General features: G+C 50.3%; 12 protein-coding genes. 4 read left to right on the top strand and 8 right to left on the bottom strand.

Annotated elements, in window-relative coordinates; all coding sequences use genetic code 11:
• Positions 1-15: 15 nt before the first annotated feature.
• On the bottom strand, positions 16-2,994 hold the full coding sequence (locus tag AC4MRN_RS02985; protein WP_491202475.1) for a TonB-dependent receptor: 2,979 nt from the start codon (positions 2,992-2,994) through the stop codon (positions 16-18).
• 847 nt (positions 2,995-3,841) lie between these two features.
• On the opposite strand from AC4MRN_RS02985, the gene AC4MRN_RS02980 reads away from it, so the two are divergent.
• The 3 genes from AC4MRN_RS02980 to AC4MRN_RS02970 are packed head-to-tail and all read left to right on the top strand — an operon-like array spanning position 3,842 to position 8,086.
• Positions 3,842-5,008: a helix-turn-helix domain-containing protein gene (locus AC4MRN_RS02980; RefSeq protein WP_491202474.1), complete on the top strand. Its 1,167-nt coding sequence runs from the start codon at positions 3,842-3,844 to the stop codon at positions 5,006-5,008.
• 40 nt (positions 5,009-5,048) lie between these two features.
• Complete coding sequence (locus AC4MRN_RS02975) at positions 5,049-6,614, top strand: tryptophan halogenase family protein (protein WP_491202473.1); 1,566 nt, start codon at positions 5,049-5,051, stop codon at positions 6,612-6,614.
• Positions 6,611-8,086, top strand: a complete 1,476-nt coding sequence (locus tag AC4MRN_RS02970) for a tryptophan halogenase family protein (RefSeq protein WP_491202472.1) — start codon at positions 6,611-6,613, stop codon at positions 8,084-8,086. Before AC4MRN_RS02975 ends, AC4MRN_RS02970 begins: the two co-directional genes overlap by 4 nt.
• A gap of 12 nt (positions 8,087-8,098) precedes the next feature.
• Here AC4MRN_RS02970 and AC4MRN_RS02965 read toward each other — a convergent pair whose 3' ends face one another.
• The 7 genes from AC4MRN_RS02965 to AC4MRN_RS02935 all read right to left on the bottom strand — a co-directional run bounded on the left by AC4MRN_RS02965 (position 8,099) and on the right by AC4MRN_RS02935 (position 18,101).
• Positions 8,099-9,373: a hypothetical protein gene (locus AC4MRN_RS02965; protein ID WP_491202471.1), complete on the bottom strand. Its 1,275-nt coding sequence runs from the start codon at positions 9,371-9,373 to the stop codon at positions 8,099-8,101.
• A gap of 130 nt (positions 9,374-9,503) precedes the next feature.
• Entirely contained in the window at positions 9,504-10,436 is a 933-nt protein-coding gene (locus AC4MRN_RS02960; protein ID WP_491202470.1) for a 2-hydroxyacid dehydrogenase, read from the bottom strand.
• A 2-nt stretch (positions 10,437-10,438) separates the two neighbouring features.
• The gene (locus tag AC4MRN_RS02955) at positions 10,439-10,945 is read right to left on the bottom strand and encodes an Lrp/AsnC family transcriptional regulator (protein ID WP_073317583.1); all 507 of its coding nucleotides are present in this window, start codon (positions 10,943-10,945) and stop codon (positions 10,439-10,441) included.
• A gap of 130 nt (positions 10,946-11,075) precedes the next feature.
• Positions 11,076-13,202 (bottom strand): TonB-dependent siderophore receptor, encoded by a 2,127-nt coding sequence (locus AC4MRN_RS02950; RefSeq protein WP_491202469.1) that lies wholly within the window; start codon positions 13,200-13,202, stop codon positions 11,076-11,078.
• 680 nt (positions 13,203-13,882) lie between these two features.
• A complete protein-coding gene (locus AC4MRN_RS02945; protein ID WP_491202468.1) occupies positions 13,883-15,919 on the bottom strand; it encodes a TonB-dependent receptor in 2,037 nt (678 codons plus the stop codon).
• A gap of 148 nt (positions 15,920-16,067) precedes the next feature.
• On the bottom strand, positions 16,068-16,907 hold the full coding sequence (gene fghA, locus AC4MRN_RS02940) for an S-formylglutathione hydrolase (protein ID WP_490402690.1): 840 nt from the start codon (positions 16,905-16,907) through the stop codon (positions 16,068-16,070).
• 66 nt (positions 16,908-16,973) lie between these two features.
• Complete coding sequence (locus tag AC4MRN_RS02935; protein WP_073317574.1) at positions 16,974-18,101, bottom strand: S-(hydroxymethyl)glutathione dehydrogenase/class III alcohol dehydrogenase; 1,128 nt, start codon at positions 18,099-18,101, stop codon at positions 16,974-16,976.
• A gap of 121 nt (positions 18,102-18,222) precedes the next feature.
• Between AC4MRN_RS02935 and AC4MRN_RS02930 the strand changes: the two genes are divergently transcribed.
• Entirely contained in the window at positions 18,223-19,092 is an 870-nt protein-coding gene (locus tag AC4MRN_RS02930) for a LysR family transcriptional regulator (RefSeq protein ID WP_073317571.1), read from the top strand.
• Positions 19,093-19,235 lie beyond the last annotated feature (143 nt).

Genomic DNA, 19,235 nt, shown 5'->3' with positions numbered 1-19,235 from the left:
TTAGCCCGGTTACAATCAGAAGGTGTAGCGCATACCCAGATTGTAACGAGGCGACGACTGACGCAGGTTGATCAGCATGCGCTCATGACGGCCATGTTGACGCTGATATTCGTTGGTCAGGTTGATACCTTCGGCGAAAATAGTCAGGTTCTCGGTAACGTCATAGCTGGCATTAAAATCCCACTGACCGTAGGCTTCGGTATACACCGGGTTGTCTCCCGAACCATCACCAATCCAGGCCAGGAACTTGTCACGCCAGTTGTAGGCTATACGAATTGAGAACACGTCGTTTTCGTAGAAAGCGATCAGGTTGGCGGAATCACTCAGGCCGGTTAACGCATACTGTGGTGCCAGAGACGCGTTGTCGTAATACAGATCTCCGTCGACCAGCGTACCGTTCACGTTAATACCAAATCCACTGTCCCAGAACATGTGCTGAACGGCCATTTCCCAGCCATGTACATTGTTGTCGCGCTGGTTGAATGGAATGGTGATCTCGAATACCGCGAGTTCATCTTGCGGGCTGGCGACAATGACGACGTCTCCGTGTTCGTTTAGATAGACGTTGGGATCGCTGTCCAAGTAGTTTTCAAGAATGTACTGACGAATCTCGGCATTACCGGTAAAACCTGCTGCCCGCGCCGCGTCAGCGCGAGGGCCTTGTGCCGGGTTACGCAAATCAAACGCGTTTTCGGTAATGGTTTGACGGCCAACAAAGTTCTTCACGTCTTTGTTAAACCAGCCAATGGCGGCGTAGCTGGCCTCGTCGTAATACCATTCCAGCGACAGGTCGTAGTTGGTCGACTCCAGCGGCAAGAGTGCCGGGTTACCACGTGAACCTGAACCCTGAATGGTTGTGATTTGACTGCCCAGGGTTTTCCCCCCTTGCATGTCGCCGTAACTGGGGCGGGAAATGGTTTTGCTGTATGACGCACGGCCAACCAGATCGTCAGTTAAATCCACTTTAAAGTCGATGCTGGGTAACAGGTTGTCATACTCACCGGATTCGTCGGTAAAGACCGAGTCGCCGGTAGGTTGTAACACCAGTTCGTTGGTGCTGCTCCAGTGAATACCGTCGTAGCTGGGAACCAGTGCGGCGGCATGGGTTTCGGTTTCTTCATAGCGCAAACCGGTAACGACTGTGGCGGGCATATCACCAATATCAAACACCAGGTTCGCCTGCACATAGGCCGACAGCATTTTTTCGTCGGTGTAGCGGTCGGTGGTGTAGTTGGTGCCACCACAGAAGCGTGGACCACACGGCCATTCAACCGCGTTTTCATTGTAGAAATTGGCCGCGGTGAATTCGGCAATTTGCACAAAGTCCCAGTCGATGAAATACGGCTCAAGATCCGGGTCGGCATGGCCAGGTATGTTGTCGAACATATTTGGCAGTGAACGCTGAGTAAACCAGCTGTCTTCCCAGTCCTCCGGTTCGCCTACACCACTCCAGGTTCCGCGTGTGGCGCTGGCGTATTTCGAGTGGTTATTGACTTCGGTTTGTGAGATACCAAAATCGATACTTTCTACAATGCCTGCATCAAAGGTGTATTTACCCTTGGCCTGGATTTGTTCCAGGTCCGAACGTTCGCGGTTGTTACCAAAGTTGCTGCCTGCGCCAATCATGTCGGCTGGCTCGAAGCCGTCAACACCGTCCGGGTATTCAATGCTAAGTACCGGGAGGACCTGTGAGAAATCCACGGTTGTGCGGATACGGTTGGCAGATATCATTGCCAGTGAACCCCAGCTGCCGTATGGGCTGTTGGGAGCGTGTTTGGCACCTGCAGTATGATAGTCCAGTTCTAACAACAGATTGTCGTTTACCGCGTATTCCAGGTTCAGGCCCAATGACTGATTGGTGTTTTTCGTGGCCGAGAAACCACGACCCGAGTTAATCCCGGTTCCCTCACCGCGCATGGTGTCAGGGCTGTAGTTATCGGTATCCTGATACTGAATGGGATACGCGATGCCTTCGCTGTTAGGCTCCGACCATACCATGGTTGAGTTGTTGTAGTTAAACGAGAACCAGGTCGACATATCAGTCAGTTCACGGTCTATACTGTTTTCTGAATATGTGTAATCCAGACGCGCTTTCAGTTTGTCTGTGGCCTGATATTCCAGCGTGAGCTGGCCGTTTACACGGGTCCGGTACGCTTCGTTGAACTGATAAATCAGGTTTTGCGGTACGGCATAAGTCACGCCGTCGGCCGGCTTGTTCAGGTAGGAGTTGTCCGGGTCTTCACTGGGCAGGTTACCCCAGCTGCCTTCATCCTGACCGGATATAAACGAGCGCCAGCCTGAACCCACCGACGCATTGCTGTTGCCGCTGTCGCGTTTTTGGTAGCTGCCGGTTAGCGACACACCAAATTTGTCGTCAAGGAAGGTCTCTGAATACAGACCAGACAGTTCCGGCGTCCAGGTGTCACCGCGCTGTGTGGAGTCATCATGTACGGCTTTAAAACCCACTGTGGCCTTGCGACCCGGTGTCGCCAGTGGACGCGGAGTAATAATGTTAACTGTGCCACCTAAGCCACCCGTCGCAATAGACGCTCGGCCGGTTTTATATACTTCAACAGCGCTTACGCCTTCTGATGCCAGGTCGGCAAAATCAAATGAACGTGTTGGTGTGGGCATTTGACGGCCATTCAGCAGCACCAGGTTGCGGTCTGAGCCAAACCCACGAATAGTAACGCGGCTGCCTTCGCCGTCTGAACGGTCAATGGATACGCCTGTAATCCGCTGAAGTGATTCCGCCAGGTTGGTGTCGGGGAACTTACCGATGTCTTCTGCTGAGATGGCTTCTACCACACCGTCGCCAGAACGCTTCATGTCCATGGCGCGAATCATACTGCCACGAATACCACTGACTTCAATGATCTCTACCACGTCGTCTGTGTTTGCTTCCTGTGCGTGTGCGCTGGTGAGCATCGCCGAACCTACCACCAGAGAAACCGACAGGGCTATCTGGCTTTTTTTAAAGGGGCGAGTTTTCATTATTTTCTCCCTTGCGATAACTTTATGTGTTGTGCTCGTGTTGCACGCATTTGGTCTACTTTTCATTAACAAATAGGAAAAGCAGGGCAAGCCTACGCCGCGTCATCAGAGAAGTCGTTTTACTGCTGAAAAAACCGCCCACTCGAACGTTCGAGTGCAGGAATAGAACGTGGTTGTATTTATATTGTTATTAAAATCAGTTTGTTATGATTTTATGCGCCATGGCTGATTTGGCCGGATTAACCCCTGGTGATCACCAAGTTCAACCGGCACTATAGGGCTGTTTGGCGGAATTTATTCAGTGTAAGACGTCGAATCAGCGAGCCATGAACCTATATGTTGTTAACAAATGCACTACAGGTGTGGGCATCGACACTCTGAACAGCGTCTACAATGACCGTTTGGAATGAATATGGGTGTGCAAAAAGTGGCTTTACCGGATCTGTTACTCGATGCTTACTTTGATTCCCTCTTTATTCGTTGTGATTTGATGAGGTCTGGCACGGGTGGTGTTTTCAATTTTATAACATGCGAAAAATGAGTGACTTAGCACAATTGGGCCCCCTAATTCACCCGTGTTCAGGTTAGTAAAAGGCGCAACTCGAACGTTCGTTTCCCGGAAAGAACTTGTAACTCAATGAAATTTATATTGTTATTGGTTTGGAATTTAGTTCCGGCGAACAGTGTTTTGAACAACTGGTAATAGGCTAAAAGTCAAAATGGCGTATAAGAGAACGTTCGGCTAAGCGCCATTTTTAGGTTTAAGCAATTGATTTCGTTGTAGCGAGTGTTTAACATCCTGGTGATTCGTTAACATCATAATTACAACAAACGTGCGCAGAGGATCATGGATAAAACCCTCTTCAACTTACATGACCTGGTTCTCCTTATCATTGCTTTTGAATGTCTGGCTGTGGCTTTTTATCTGGGTCTTAATCGGGCAAAAGCCAGCTTACCTACCAGTTTACTCATTGCGTTTCTAGCCGTTCACGCGGGCATCGCTCTTCATGAGTTGGTGCTATGGGGCAGTACATTTCGTTACTGGGTATTGGACGCCTCGCCGAACTATTTCTTTGTTTTAAATTTTGCGTACTGGCTGGACGGTCCGCTGCTATTTTTGTTTGCCTGTTCGGTAACGCAGCAGCATTTTAAGCTGCAGCGATGGCATGCCTTATTGTTGGTGCCGGTAGCGCTGTTTGCAGTGTTTATTTTTCAGCATTTTTACGCGTTGCCTCACGACGCCAAGGTTACGCTGGTTAAAGACTACAGTTTTGCAGACTTTGACTACGTGTTTATGGACTTGCTGGCGAAGGCTATCAGGGTGGTATTCAGCGTCTATGCCACTCTGTTGATTCTGCGAGGTAGCGAGCAAACTAAAGCGACATTTAATGTACCGGAATGGCTGCCGAAAGTACTGATGTTACTCACTGCAGTGTTAGCCTGGGAAACCATGCTGAGCATGATCAAAGTCTATCATTCTCTGTATGTCTTTCCGTATTACGACGTGGTCGAGTTTATCGGGCTGGCGTCGTACTACATGCAGTTTGCGTTGTTTAATACGGTGATTTTTATGTCGGCGTCGCATTTTTTGCGCGCGCAGCCAGCTAAGCCCAAAGCAGTAGAAAGGGAGCCGGTTAGTCAGGCGTTGCTTGAGCAGCTGGAAACCACCATGGAACGGGAGCGGCCGTACCTGAATCAGAATTTGTCGTTTGAGCGCTTGGCAGAAAAGCTCGACATTCCTGTGAAGGAGCTATCGAACGCGATTAACCGGCACTATGAGGTGAATTTTTACGAGTTCATCAACAACTACCGCATTCAGGAAGCCAAGCGGCTACTGGAAGACCCGGCTTGTTTTGAAAAGAGTATTACCGACATTTTTTACGATGCCGGATTTAACAGCAAATCAGTGTACAACACGCTGTTTAAGAAGAAGTTTAATAAAACACCCAGCCAGTATCGCAACGATGTAAAACAAAAGCTGGCCAAGCAACAGACACAAGCCGGTCTGTCCTGACTAAAGGATCTCCGGCTTTTGCAAACAGCCGGAGAGTCAAATGCAACAATCAAACGCTATCACTCAGGTCATTGTAGTCGGTGGTGGTGCAGCGGGGTGGTTAACGGCAGGTATTCTGGCGGCGACGGCAGCACAGCCCTGTGCGGTCACCTTGGTTGAATCTCCGGATGTTGGTATTTTAGGCGTCGGTGAAGGCACCTGGCCTACCATGCGCGGTACCTTACAAACGCTGGGTATAGACGAAGCGGCGTTTCTGGCCCAATGCGATGGTGCTTTTAAGCAAGGTACCTTGTTTAAGCAATGGCAACACAATCAGGCCAGCGACCAGTATTATCACCCCTTTAGTCTGCCCGTTGGGTATGGAGACGGCGACTTATATGCCTGGCTACGATCATTGGGCGAGGGCCCGTCTTTCGCCCACGAAGTCAGCACCCAACCCTGGTTATGCGACAATCATCTGGCCCCTAAACAGATACAAACGCCTGCTTTTGCCGGTGTGACCAATTACGGCTATCACCTGGACGCCTACAAATTTGCGGCTTTACTGAAACAGCATGCAACTTCCCGGCTTGGCGTAAAACACATTGTAGACCATGTTGAATCGGTCGACGGTGCTCCCGGCGAGGCAATACGAGCCATCGTGGGGAAGCAATACGGCGCAATTCACGGTGATCTGTTCGTTGATTGCAGCGGTTTTTCTGCGCGACTCATTGGTCAACACTACAACCAGCCACTTATATCCTGTGGTGAGCAGCTCGTTAATAACCGGGCTGTGGCTATTCAGGCACGCTACAAGTCGCCCGATACACCTATTGCATCAGTGACTCGCTCCACCGCACAGAAAAACGGTTGGATTTGGGACATTGCGCTGCCAGAGCGCAAGGGCACTGGCTACGTGTTCTGTAGCGACTATTGTGACGACGATACGGCTTTGGACACGTTACTGAAGTATTTAAATGACGATCCGATTATCGCTGATGTTGATAAAGCGTCGGCCCGTTTTTTCAGTTTCAAACCCGGCTACCGCGAATCTCCCTGGCAGGCTAATTGTGTCGCGATTGGCACATCAATGGGGTTCCTGGAGCCGCTAGAGGCGTCTGCGCTGGTAATGGTTGAATTGGCGGCGTCTCATCTGGCCCGGCATATGCCGTTTACTACCGAACAGTTGGGGCCTGCAGCGAGGCAGTTTAATCGCATCTTCAGTCAGCGCTGGTCGCGGGTGGTGGACTTTTTAAAGTTGCACTATGTGTTGAGCAAGCGCGATGACAGCGCGTACTGGCGGTATATGCGCAACCCGGACAGCGGTTCTGAGCAGCTTCAGGACTGGTTGAGTATGTGGCGCAACCGAAGTCCTGACCCCCTCGACTTTAACTTGCGGGAAGAGATCTTTCCCACGGCTAGTTACCTCTATGTATTGCAGGGTATGGGATTTACACCAGCGCTCTCTGGCGGAGAGAAGAATGCCGCAGCTGACTTATCCAAAGTACGTCAACGCTTGCAGCAGCATCAGCAGAATGTGCACATGCAATTGAATGGTTTGCCAACGAATCGCGCACTGCTCAATCACCTCACCGGTGCTCACAATATCAATAAGGAATATTCATGAATCAGCCAGATAAACAACGCGTCGTAATAGCGGGTGGCGGCACCGCTGGTTGGATGGCTGCCGCTGCGATTTCCAGGCTTTTGCACGGCCGGGTTGAAGTGACTTTGGTGGAGAGCAGCGACATCGGCACGGTGGGAGTAGGAGAAGCTACAATTCCGACTTTGCTGTTCTTTCACAAGTTGCTGAAGATTGATGAACAAGCCTTTATGGCAGCCACTAATGCCACGTTTAAACTGGGGATTAACTTTGAAAACTGGCGTTCGCTGAACCACGCCTATTTGCACGCGTTTGGCGCGACCGGTAAAGATTGTTGGGCGGCGGGATTTCAGCACTTCTGGCGCCGTGGGTTGGACCTTGGGTTAAGTGAAGACTTTGGCCAGTACTGCCTGGAACGTGTAGCTGCCGAAGCGGAGAAGTTTGCCCATTTGCCAGGTAATGGCCTCAATTATGCGTTTCATATTGATGCTACGCGATATGCTGGGTTTCTGCGGGAGTTAGCAGGGCAGGCTGGCGTAACGCGTATTGACGCAACCATTGAGCGGGTAAACGTGCGCGAGCAGGATGGCTTTATTGAAAGCCTGACGCTAGATAATGGCCAGACACTTTCTGGCGATCTGTTCATCGACTGCACCGGTTTTCGGGGATTGTTGATTGAAAAGGCACTGCATACCGGTTACGAAGACTGGTCGCAGTGGTTGTTATGTGACAGCGCAGTGGCGATGCAAACAGAAAGTGTCGAAGCGCCGTTGCCTTATACGCGATGCATTGCCAGGGAGGCGGGCTGGCAATGGCGTATTCCGCTGCAGAGCAGAGTGGGAAATGGACTGGTGTATTGCAGCAACTACCTGTCAGACGAGCGCGCAACGGAAATACTGCAGCAAAACATTAACGGTAACCCGCTAAACAGCCCAAGGGTGATTAAATTCAGGCCGGGTCGCCGACTAAAACAATGGAATCGAAACTGTGTGGCCATTGGCTTATCCAGTGGCTTTATTGAGCCGCTGGAGTCCACCAGTATTCACTTAATCCAGCAGGGCATAGTGAGATTGCTGCGCATGTTCCCTCATGAGGGTATTGAGCAGGCAGTAGTAGACGAGTACAACAAGCAAACCGTGTTTGAAATGGAGCGCATTCGCGATTTTATTATTTTACATTACAAAGTGACCGAGCGAACGGATAGCCCGTTCTGGCAGCACTGCAAGCAAATGGACGTGCCTGATTCTCTGGCTCAGCGCCTGGCCCTATTCGAAAAGACCGGGCAAATTCACCGGGAAAACAATGAACTGTTTGACGACTCCTGGCAGCAGGTGATGATTGGGCAAGGGATGGTGCCCAAAGGTTACCATCCTATTGCAGATACCATGACGGAGCGGGAACTGGCGGACTTTCTGGGTCATATAAAGCATAACATTCACCAGACAGTCGCGCGTTTGCCGTTACATCAGCAGTACCTGAATAGCTATTGCCGCTAAATATGATCTGACCTAATACTTCTGCACGCCGTCGTAGATACCAAAAAAGTATACGACGGCAGCTTTGCGCCAGTCGCCGTTGCCTTCAAGGCGGCCGGAGTCTGAGCCGCCCATAATAATATCGCCATTGGTTTTGAAGGTGGCGACTTTGCGACCTCTCACCCATACATCGCCGTTTTCCTCGAGGGAGCCCAGGGTTTTGCCGTAACTCCACACCTGACCGTCTTCCTCAAAAGAACCAATAAAGTCCGATTTCAGATAAATGTCGCCATCGTCCTCGACCCAGCCGCCAGAGGTACCGCCAAACCAGACTTCGCCTTTTTTGGTGATCTCGCAAAAGTTATTGCCATTCACAAACATGTGCAGGCTCTCTGGGTTCAGCTTTTTAACCTTCTTAGGTATTTTAGACAGCGCATTTTGATGCTCAGGCAATTTGGCAAGTAAGGCATCATAGTGAGCAATGGCATTGGTAAACTGTTCGCGTTGTTGCGTGCGAGTAGCGCTGTTGTCTATTTGGCTAATACGGTCAAACGTGGCGGCAACTTCGACACTTTGCAGTCCCATTGCCAGCACTTGCCCGGCATCCTGATGAGTCTTATTGGTAATATTCACCACACCGGTCATGTCATTGGGCTGCACATACAGTACTTGCATGGCCGTGGCTGTCGCGGTAGCGATACGCCCCTCGGTCTGGGCATAGGCCTGTTGAAATTGCTCGATAATCTGATTAAACCACATGGTGTTCACCCAGTGATCAAACCGATCGTATTCGGCTTTGCTTAGTCGTCCTTCGCTATAAGCCTGGTTTACGGTTTGCTGGTCGGCCATTCGCTGTTCTTTAATCAATGACAGCATTGCCGTCGCCCAGGTTTCCGCTTGCGCTGGGGTGGGGTTGTCACCCAGCACTGGACGGTTGTTTTTCTGATATTTCGCGATCAGCGAGTTATAGAGTGCCTGACCAGACAAACCAGATGGTTTTTGCGCTTGCGCTTCTGGTTGCTTCCACTCCTCAAAAGTGGCCAGTAAGGTGGTTCTTGCGCCTTTCCATTTTTCCACTGTTTCAGCAAAAGCCGGGTCGTCTTTTGAACCGGTACTGGTGAGTAAGTCTTTGGCGTTTTTCAGTTTATCGGTGAGCTTGTTGATGGTATTCACATCGTTGCGTTTGATGTGCTTCAAGCCGTTCTCGACTTGTTTTACCAGGGCTTTTGCACGAATTAAATCACTGTCCTGGGCAGCGAATGAGGCAGTTGAAAGGCACAACAGGCAACATAAAAGCAGGTATTTCATTGTTATTATCCTTAATAAGCAGACTGACATTCCTATTTGAGCTGATTACGTGCTCGTTCAGTCTTTGTGGTCGGATAATATACTAAATTGAACGAAATTTGTACTGCTGTGAATGGCTGCGCGGTATGGATTAATACCCGCGCTGTTTATCTACCTCACCCATCATTGGCTCACCCTGATGCCAGCGTAACAGGTTTTCTGCCAGGCGATCTCCGGCTGTGTCGTTTCGCGTTATGGACGCGATATGAGGCGTAATATGCACTCTGGGATGCGTCCAATAAGGATGAGACTCAGACAAAGGCTCGTGTTTAAACACGTCCAGAATCGCATACTTGATATGATCACTGTCGAGTGAAACGAGTAGGTCTTCGTCTACAATTTGCTCGCCGCGACCCGCATTGATCACGGATGCGCCCTGCGGCAGCTGTGCCAGTGTATCGGCATTGATCATGCCTTTCGTTTCGTCGGTCAGCGGTAACAGACTAACCAGAATGTCAGTGAGTGCTAGCATATCTTGCAAGCCTTGCTGACCATGAAATGTGGATATGCCGTCGAGTTGTTTGGCGCTGCGGCTCCAGCCATTCACGTTGAAACCCAGAGCGCTAAGCTGACTGGCGACTGCTTTACCCAATTCGCCTAACCCCAGAATACTGATTGTGCACTCATGGGGTAAAGCTACCTTGTGTTGTTGCCAGGTTTTTTGCGCCTTTTGGGCCTGATACAAAAAGTGATCGCGGTGGATCATCATCACCGATGACAGCACATAGGTTTGCATTTGCTGAGTAAGCGACGGGTCGATAAGCCGTACCAGCTTAATCGAGTCAGGGATCTTGTCGGGTTGTAATTGGTCAACCCCGGCTCCGACCGAGAAAATGGCCTTCACATTGGGATAGGTCTCCAGCGCATTGTCTGGCAGTGTCCAGGCAATAATGGCGTCGACGTTCTCCGGCGCGGGAATGTCAGGCCAGGTACACCAGGTTGCATCGGGTAAAGCGATGGCGACTGCGCGTTGCCAGCTTTCGCCGCGTGCCTGGGGGCCTTTGTATAACAGGGTAAACGGCATGTTTATTTATCCGGCTTAAACAGCGTGGTCAGTGGATAGTGCAGTTTCTCAATCGGTGATTTCAGCACGATGTAGCTGAAGTATTTTGAAATACCGAAATCTTTTTCCAGAATTTCTTCCATGAGGGTCTGGTAGTGGGTAATACCGCGGGTTACAAATTTGAGCAGGTAGTCGTAGCCGCCACTGATCAGGTGGCATTCAATGACTTCGTCAATGGTACGAATGTTACGCTCAAATTTCGCAAAGTCTTCCATGTGGTGGTCGCTTAACGTGACCTCAGTAAATACGGTTGCGGTTTCACCCAGTTTTTCCAACGCAATTTTCGCGTTGTAGCTGGTAATGTAACCGGCTTTTTCCAGTCGCTTTACCCTCGCCAGGCAAGGGCTGGGAGATAATGCAACGGCATCGGCGAGATCAGTGTTAGTGATGCGCCCGTTTTTTTGCAGTTCGGCCAGAATGTTTATGTCGATTCTGTCTAATTTAATACCTGCCACAATGGTGTTCCTCATGTACTGCTTGATTCCGACACAGTATCGCTAATGGCTAAACCAGCGCAACTGTTTGTTCAGAGCAGCTTATTCAGAGCTGCTAATTCAAGAGCTAAGAAAACAGGCCGGGCGCGATGGCCCGGCAGTACATTTAGAATGCGTATTTCACGCTGATCTTAGCAGTACGAGGTGTTCCTGGCATGGTCCACAGCGCAGAGTAAGAGCTGGCGTAGTATTCCTTGTCGAACAGGTTGTCGATGTCGGCATTGATAACAACATTGTCAGACAGGTTTACCGAGCCAAATAAGCGAACGGTGGTGTAGCTGGGAAGGATGTAATCCGGGTCAATGGTTTCACCCAGACGATCGCCAACATAGGTTACACTGGCGCCCACTTTTGATTCTTTACCTGCAATGTCCATGAAGTGCATGGCGGTGACATTCAGCTTGTGTTCCGGAATGTTAATCAAACGGCTTCCCGCTGGGATATTAACGCCCCAGTCAAAGTTAACAATGTCGTTTGACGTTTCTGCATCTACATACGCATAGGCGACGGTGACTGTCGTGTCGTCGGCAATCACATCATTCAGGTCGACTTCGATACCCTGACTTTCCGCTTCACCCAGGGCAGCAGAGTAGCCAGAGTTAACCGGGTCCGCGCTCAGTACGTTAGACTTTTCAGCACGGAATATAGCAACCGTACCGGTCAGGCTTTCGTCACTGTTTGCGAATTTCACACCGGCTTCGTAGGACTTACTTTCTTCCGGGTCAAACGCCTCGCCATCGGCATCGGTGCCGGAGTTCGGGCGGAAGCCTTCAGAATAACTCAAATACAGGGTGTAAAGGTTAGAAGGCTCGTAGACCAGACCGATACGTGGGCTTGTCGCAGTCTGAGACTGACTGGATTCAGAATCCGCCAGGTAATTGTAGAAATCACGTGAATAGTCGTCGAAACGGAAACCGGCCAGAACCTTTAACGAGTCAGTTAAGTCAATCTGGTCCTGCACATACAGGCCGACCGTAGACTGGTCTTCACGGCGGTCCCACAAAGCACCGGTCTCTGGCTGAGCCTGACCGTATTCCGGGTTAATCAGAGAAACCGAATAAGTGGTATCCCCTGCACCCCAAGCGGTTCTCCAGCGCTGTTGAATTTGATCAAGTTGGTAGTCGTAGGCGTCCGCACCAATCAGAATGTGGTGAACAATGTCGCCGGTTTCAACGGTACCGCTCAGCTCAATACGACCTGATAAGTCCTCGGCATCGTAGTCCCGGTAACGGCGCTGACGCGAGACCGTTTCACCGTCGGTGTAAAGTAACTGACGACCGCCAGATAGCTCAACTTCACTCGAGTAACCTTCGAATGACGACTCGCGGTAGCTCAGGCCTACCATGACGCTCCAGTCACTGTTCAGACCGTGTTGTAAAGTAAGCTGGTGGCCCAAAGCTTCGATACTCATGGGGCCATCGTTAGGCTCACCATAAAAAGTATCGATTGGCACGGTCCCAAATTGATAGTCTACCACTACGATACCACGGTCAAAGGGGGCTTCCTGATCAAGCACTTCCAGCTCATAGGTCAGTGACGTGTCATCGGTAATTTGATAAGTAAGTGAAGGGGTAAACGCTAGCTTATTGCTTTCCACAGTATTGCGGAAGCTACCTGCATCTTCGTATGCGCCATTCACGCGGAAGGCTAAATCGTCGTTGATTGCATTGGTGTAATCACCTTCAAGGCGGTAAAGGCTGTAGGTGCCCGCGGTTGCCTGAATATACCCTTCTTCGGTAAATTGCGGCTTTTTGGTGATGATGTTGATAGTACCGCCTGGCTCGCTGCGGCCGTAAAGTGCAGAGCCCGGGCCTTTTAAGACTTCAATGGCCTGAACGTTCGAGGTGTCGCGACGACCACTGAATCCACGTCCTGCACTAAAGCCGTTGACTACATAACCTGACGGCAGGTTTTCATCGCCGGCGAAACCGCGAATCGCAAAGCTGTCCCACAGGCCGCCGAAGCTGTTCTGGCGAGCGACACCGCTGGCAAAGTCCAGCGCATTCTGAAAGTCATTTACGCCGACATCTTTTAATAATTCGGCGCTTACCACATCAATATTTTGCGGCAGTGACTTTAAAGGCACATCACCACGGTAAGGCTGGCGCTGTTTCACCACCTCAATTTGTTCCATCTCTTCCGGGGTTTCCTGGGCAATCGCGCTGGCACTGTTTGCCAACGCAATAGAAACTGCCGCCGTAAGCGCAGTTTTCATAAAAATACGGTTCTTCATCTTGTGCTATCTCCAATTGTTCTCAAATCGACGGCAAAAGGGGTTATCCGGTGGCTGGTGTTATTTATTTTGTTGCCACACTTATGTTGTATTGATGCTGGATATTCCTTCCACAATCAGTATAAGTGAGTCGGCACACTGTAAATGCGTCGAAAAAACGCGCTCTGGCAGCGGAAAATTGCGACGCTGGGTCGGCAGCAGCAGAATATGCTAAGTCAAAATCACTTTCATTTTCACAGGTTACTTCGGCAATAGGGCTTCTTCTTTTCTCCGACTTTAATAGTTTTAGGCGATATGTCAGTTATTTAGCGCGGTAACTAGCGTTTTCTCTTTGGTTGGCTCGCAATGGACTATTTAAACTATTGACTAATTGGCGTGCGATTTTAGCGTGGCTAGTATGGAATTGTAACAGATTGTTAACATTGACAGGTCATGGAGAAGAGCATGGTTACACATAAACCCGTGTTTACTAAGCACGCTAGCGAATTCCGTGTGAAAGGCTTACTTACAGATCCAAATTTATATTGTTTTCTCATTGGTGTCGGGTTGCTTGTTGGCATTGATGTGTTGTTTTCAGCGATATAAAGAGAAATAACTGGCAGCAAGAACGACCCACAACCTCCAGTGTTTTTATGTCGCTGTGTCGCTAGCCAGTATGGCTAGCGACATTTTTAGCTGCATTAAAACCGGTAAGTGATCCCGGCGCGAACGGCACGGGGTTCAATGGGGTGGTAATGGTTGTCTTCAACGCCATCCTCAGGTTCGCCAGATAAACGACTGGCGTACCAGTAATCAATGTCGTGATCGCGGCTGTCGAACAGGTTTAATAAGGTGAGTTCAGCCTTCCAGTTGTCCAGTTCGTAGGCCAGATTAGCGTTTACGACCGTGAACGTGTCTGATTGGCGGGATTTCGTGCTGTCTAATGTACGCTTTCCGAAATGACGCACACGGAGACCGGTTCTGATGGTGTCTGTAGCCTGCCAGTTCAGGCCCAGGCTGGCAACGAACGGCACGCTACCGTCGATGTAGTTGCCTTCTCCCTCTTCGTCCTGAGTGAACCGGCCTTGCGTCCAGGCAAGTTCAACATCGGCAGTCAGATTGCTGTTAAACCAGTAGTAACCAGAGAATTCCGCGCCCCACCGTTTTGACGCCCGACTTGCCTCGGTATTTCCCGCATCTCCTACAAAGACCAGCTCGGAATCGTTACGCAACTGCCAAACGGCCAAAGAGGCGTTGTAGTACCGGTATTTGGCTACCCGGATACCGATTTCACTGCCCACGCCGCGAACCAGTAAATCAACCGGCGTGGCCGGCTCCAGGGTGACCGGGTCGACACTGATTACAGCGCCTCTTGCGTCATTGGAATGAAAGGATTGTCCGGCATTGGCATAGACCTGCCATGCATCGTTAATAATGTAGCTCAGGCCACCTTTTACACTTAGCAGACTATCCCGTTCTGAGCCACTGTTGGCCGCGAGGTCGCTGTTTACGTCTGCCCACAGCGTGTCGTGTCGCACACCTATATGGACAGGCAGGTTGTCGGTAATGTCCAGGTTGAGCTCGTAATACGCGGCTACAGACTGTTCGTTAATATCGTCCCGGCGCACCGTACCAATTCGTTCGCGATTTGCGGTGTTGAACAGACCAATATCACTGATGTCATCCTGTCGGTATTCAACGCCGGCCATATGGTGTGCGTGCAGATTACCGATTTTAGTCGACTGGATATAGGTGACCGAGCCGCCGCTGAGAATGCGCTCGTCGAGTTGTTCAAACTGGTCTCCCTGTTCGGGGTTGTCCAGTAGGTAGGTAAAGTTTGAGAACAGGTTTAACTGACTTTTAATGCTGTAGGCGTTCACCACCCATTGGCTGTTCTGCCAGTTCATTGACAGGCTGTAGCGGGACGAGTCGCCGCCCAGGCCGTTATCCAGCGAACCAAATTCGTCAATGAGGCCTGATGCTACCGCGCGGGCAGGAATTTGGTCTGCAGAATTCCAGCTGTTGTCGTAGCCCATGAAAGTAACGCGCAGCAGGCTGTCGTCATTACTGTGCTGATAGCGAACAAGCAGATTCTTTTTGTTGATATCCTCGTTGATATCCGTCCAGGGACCGTCATAACCCTGCCACTCTGCGCCAACAGCCAGGTTACTGTTGTCTTGGGTAAAATTGGTGGCCGCCACGGCGCGTTGGTAGCCGTATTCACCCAGTTCAAATTTTACAAACGGTTGTTCGAATTTGGAGGTCAGCGCGAAGTTAGCACTACCGGCCAATGAAAAATCGCCCTGAATAGCCCGGTACGGCCCCTTTTGATAATCGATACGCTGAATAAACTCCGGCGTAATAAAATTCAGGTCGCTGTAGCCCTGTCCATGCCCATGGCTGCGCATGTTAACCGGCATGCCGTCTACCAGAATACTGAAATCAGTGCCGTGGTCTAAATTAAACCCCCGCAGAAAGTACTGGTTCGCTTTGCCTGAGCCACTGTGTTGCGTGACTACCATGCCGGGCACAAATTCGAGAATTTCGCCAGCCCGGGCAATAGGGCGGATTTCTATGTCGCCGTAGCCAATGACGCCTTCTGACGCAGAAATAGAATCACCAATCAAATCACTTTGACGGCCATATACCACCATGCGCTCGAAGTCGGGGCCATCCGCAAAAACAGAAGGCGAAGAAAGGACAATCAGGCTAAAAAGGGCAGTATGTGTGTTATTCATTACTTTGATCATTCATTTTATCGGACTGCATATAATACGCTTAACTCAGGCGCGTGGATGCAGGTTTCGGTGGAGAGTAGGAATTACCCGATAAATTCGGGGGAACCGTCCACGTAACGCACAATCAGCGCGCTACGTGTACAGTGTATTATTCAGCCAGTTGTTTGGCGTGGAAACGAAGATGGTCTTCTATGAAGGAAGCAATGAAATAATAGCTGTGATCGTAGCCTTCGTGTTGGCGAAGCACCAGCGGATAATCTGTCTGTTTCACAGCTTCAGCTAACGCAGACGGCATGAGCTGCTCTTTCAGGAAATTATCATCAAGACCTTGATCTACCAGCATAGGTACAGACTCACGGTTTTGTGAGATGAGGTGTACGGTGTCGTATTGCAGCCAGGTGCTCTGGTCTTCTCCGAGGTAAGCGGTAAACGCTTTTCGCCCCCACGGGCATTGGGTGGGGTGACAAATCGGGCTGAACGCACTGGCGCTGGCGAACAGCTGCGGGTTTTTCAGTGCAATAGTCAGTGCGCCGTGGCCCCCCATGGAATGGCCGCTAATGGCGCGTTGTTGGGTAACCGGAAAGTGGGCTTCAATTAACGCCGGAAGTTCATTCACCACATAATCATACATGTGGAAATGCGCAGACCAAGGGGCCTGTGTCGCGTTCAGGTAGAAGCCTGCACCTTGTCCCAGATCGTAGCCGTCATCATTGGCAACGTTCTCTCCTCGTGGTGAGGTGTCAGGCGCTACAATGGCAATCCCTAGCTCTGCAGCGATACGCTGAGCGCCGGCTTTTTGCATGAAATTTTCGTCTGTGCAGGTGAGGCCGGACAGCCAGTATAAAACCGGGACTTTGGCGCCACTACTGCACTGCGGCGGTAGGTAAATGGCAAAACGCATATCACAATGCGTCGTCGTGGAAGCATGGGAGTATTGCTTGTGCCATCCACCAAAACTCTTATTACTGCTAACGTGTTCTATGGTCATATAAACAAGTTCCAGGAAAAACACGCCGCTATCGGGTGTGGGTCAATGTGATAGCGGCGCATAGTACTAACTGTTGTAGTGAATTACGCTGCGAATGCTTTTGCCTTCATGCATCAGGTCAAACGCCTCATTGATGCTTTCAAGCGGCATGGTGTGGGTAATGAAGTCATCCAGTTCGAATTTACCTGCCAGGTAGTCTTCAACAATCTGTGGTAAGTCTGAACGGCCTTTTACGCCACCAAAGGCAGTGCCGCGCCATACGCGACCGGTAACCAGTTGGAATGGACGGGTGGAGATTTCCTGACCCGCTCCAGCTACACCGATGATAACTGACTCACCCCAGCCTTTATGGCAGCATTCCAGAGCAGAACGCATCACATTGACGTTGCCGATACACTCGAACGAGTAATCAACACCACCGTCTGTCAGTTCAACAATGACGTCCTGAATAGGCTTGTCGAAATCTTTCGGGTTAATACAGTCGGTGGCACCAAACTTTTTAGCCAGTTCGAATTTGTCCGTGTTCAGGTCAACACCGATAATGCGAGATGCCCCCGCCATCTGCGCACCAATCACGGCTGCCAGACCAATGCCACCCAGTCCAAAAATAGCAACGGTACTGCCCGCTTCTACTTTTGCGGTGTTTTGCACGGCACCCATACCGGTGGTAACACCACAACCCAACAAGCAGATTTTCTCAAGCGGCGCGTCTTTGTTGACTTTGGCTACGGCGATTTCAGGCAATACTGTGTATTCAGCAAAGGTTGAGGTGCCCATGTAATGATAGATAGGTTGGCCGTTTACTGAAAAGCGCGTTGTGCCATCTGGCATCAGGCCCTTGCCTTGGGTTGCACGAATTTTTTGGCACAGGTTGGTTTTACCAGATTTACAGAACTTACACTCGCCACACTCAGGGGTATAAAGAGGGATCACGTGATCGCCAACTTGAAGTGACGTTACGCCTTCACCCACAGACTCCACCACGCCGCCGCCTTCGTGGCCAAGAATGGCAGGGAAAATGCCTTCTGGGTCTTCACCTGACAAGGTAAACGCATCGGTGTGACATACACCGGTTGCAAACAGCTTTACGCGTACTTCGCCTGCTTTAGGCGGCGCTACCTGTACGTCTTCTATCGTTAGAGGCTTGCCGGCTTCCCAGGCAACCGCGGCTTTACAAGTGATCACGTCAGACATGCAAATTTATTCCTTGGTAAAAGTGGTTTAACAAATAACACCTAATAGTGTAGTTGTGTTATTTTGAGTAACAATAGGTATATTTAGTAAATCACTTTTACTACATGGTAATAATGCTGGCATGGCGAATTGGGAAGGTATCAACGAATTTGTTGCTGTGGCTGAATTGCAGAGCTTTTCGGCGGCGGCAAAACGCCTGGGTTTGTCGACCGCACAGGTCTCCCGGCAGGTAGTGAAGCTGGAAAACCGGCTGGGGAGTAAGCTACTAAACCGCACTACGCGAGTTGTGGCGTTAACGGACACTGGTGAGACGTTTTACCGGCATTGTCAGCCTATTCTGGAAGAGCTCAACGCCGCCGAGCGCGTGATCACTGATTTACAGGCAAAGCCCACGGGTAAACTCATGATGACGGCGCCGGTTACCTACGGGGAACGGATAATCGCACCAGTGATCAACGACATCGCCAAGGCGCATCCCGAACTGGAAATTCATCTGCACCTTACCAATCAGCTGGTGGATTTAATTCACGATGGCTATGACCTGGCCATTCGCCTGGGGACGTTGGAAGATTCTTCCTATATAGCAAGGCGACTGAGCAGCCGGGCCTGGCACATGGCGGCGTCGCCGGACTATTTAGCCAGATTTGGTACGCCACACAGTATCTCTGAGCTAGCGAAGCATCAGTGTATTTTAGGTACGTCGGACAGCTGGAAGTTTTCCCGTCAGGGCAAACCAGAACTGGTACGTGTTAAGGCGAGAATGCGCTGTAACAGTGGGGTGGCTGTTATTGATGCGGCGTTAAAGGGCCTGGGTATTGCGCAACTGCCAGACTATTACGTTAATCCTTACCTGGACTCTGGCGAATTGGTTGAGGTCATGCCGGGCTACCAGATTGCCGATGAAGGCATCTGGGCGATTTATCCGTCTACTCGGCACCTTTCGCCCAAAGTTCGATTGGTTATCGATGCATTGGTCGAGGCATTACAGTAGAAATGCTTCATTTATTTGCAAATGATAATAATTATTATTTGCAAATGGTTTGAGGTTGGGGTACATTGAGCCTGTACGTAGTTCTTAATAGAAGTCTCTTAACTCTACTAGGACTCTTTCAGCAGGCTCTCATCCACTAGCCT

This window comes from Marisediminitalea sp. (genome assembly GCF_984433645.1).
Note: the sequence above shows the minus strand (reverse complement) of the source record. Positions and strands in the feature narration are given on the sequence as shown.

Bases quoted from the DNA above. Each gene is read 5' to 3' on its own strand.
- AC4MRN_RS02930 (WP_073317571.1), top strand. From the start codon at position 18,223: ATGGCGAATTGGGAAGGTATCAACGAATTTGTTGCTGTGGCTGAATTG.
- AC4MRN_RS02970 (WP_491202472.1), top strand. From the start codon at position 6,611: ATGAATCAGCCAGATAAACAACGCGTCGTAATAGCGGGTGGCGGCACC.
- fghA (WP_490402690.1), bottom strand. From the start codon at position 16,907: ATGACCATAGAACACGTTAGCAGTAATAAGAGTTTTGGTGGATGGCAC.
- AC4MRN_RS02945 (WP_491202468.1), bottom strand. From the start codon at position 15,919: ATGAATAACACACATACTGCCCTTTTTAGCCTGATTGTCCTTTCTTCG.
- AC4MRN_RS02965 (WP_491202471.1), bottom strand. From the start codon at position 9,373: ATGAAATACCTGCTTTTATGTTGCCTGTTGTGCCTTTCAACTGCCTCA.
- AC4MRN_RS02955 (WP_073317583.1), bottom strand. From the start codon at position 10,945: ATGAGGAACACCATTGTGGCAGGTATTAAATTAGACAGAATCGACATA.
- AC4MRN_RS02960 (WP_491202470.1), bottom strand. From the start codon at position 10,436: ATGCCGTTTACCCTGTTATACAAAGGCCCCCAGGCACGCGGCGAAAGC.
- AC4MRN_RS02935 (WP_073317574.1), bottom strand. From the start codon at position 18,101: ATGTCTGACGTGATCACTTGTAAAGCCGCGGTTGCCTGGGAAGCCGGC.
- AC4MRN_RS02950 (WP_491202469.1), bottom strand. From the start codon at position 13,202: ATGAAGAACCGTATTTTTATGAAAACTGCGCTTACGGCGGCAGTTTCT.
- AC4MRN_RS02975 (WP_491202473.1), top strand. From the start codon at position 5,049: ATGCAACAATCAAACGCTATCACTCAGGTCATTGTAGTCGGTGGTGGT.
- AC4MRN_RS02980 (WP_491202474.1), top strand. From the start codon at position 3,842: ATGGATAAAACCCTCTTCAACTTACATGACCTGGTTCTCCTTATCATT.
- AC4MRN_RS02985 (WP_491202475.1), bottom strand. From the start codon at position 2,994: ATGAAAACTCGCCCCTTTAAAAAAAGCCAGATAGCCCTGTCGGTTTCT.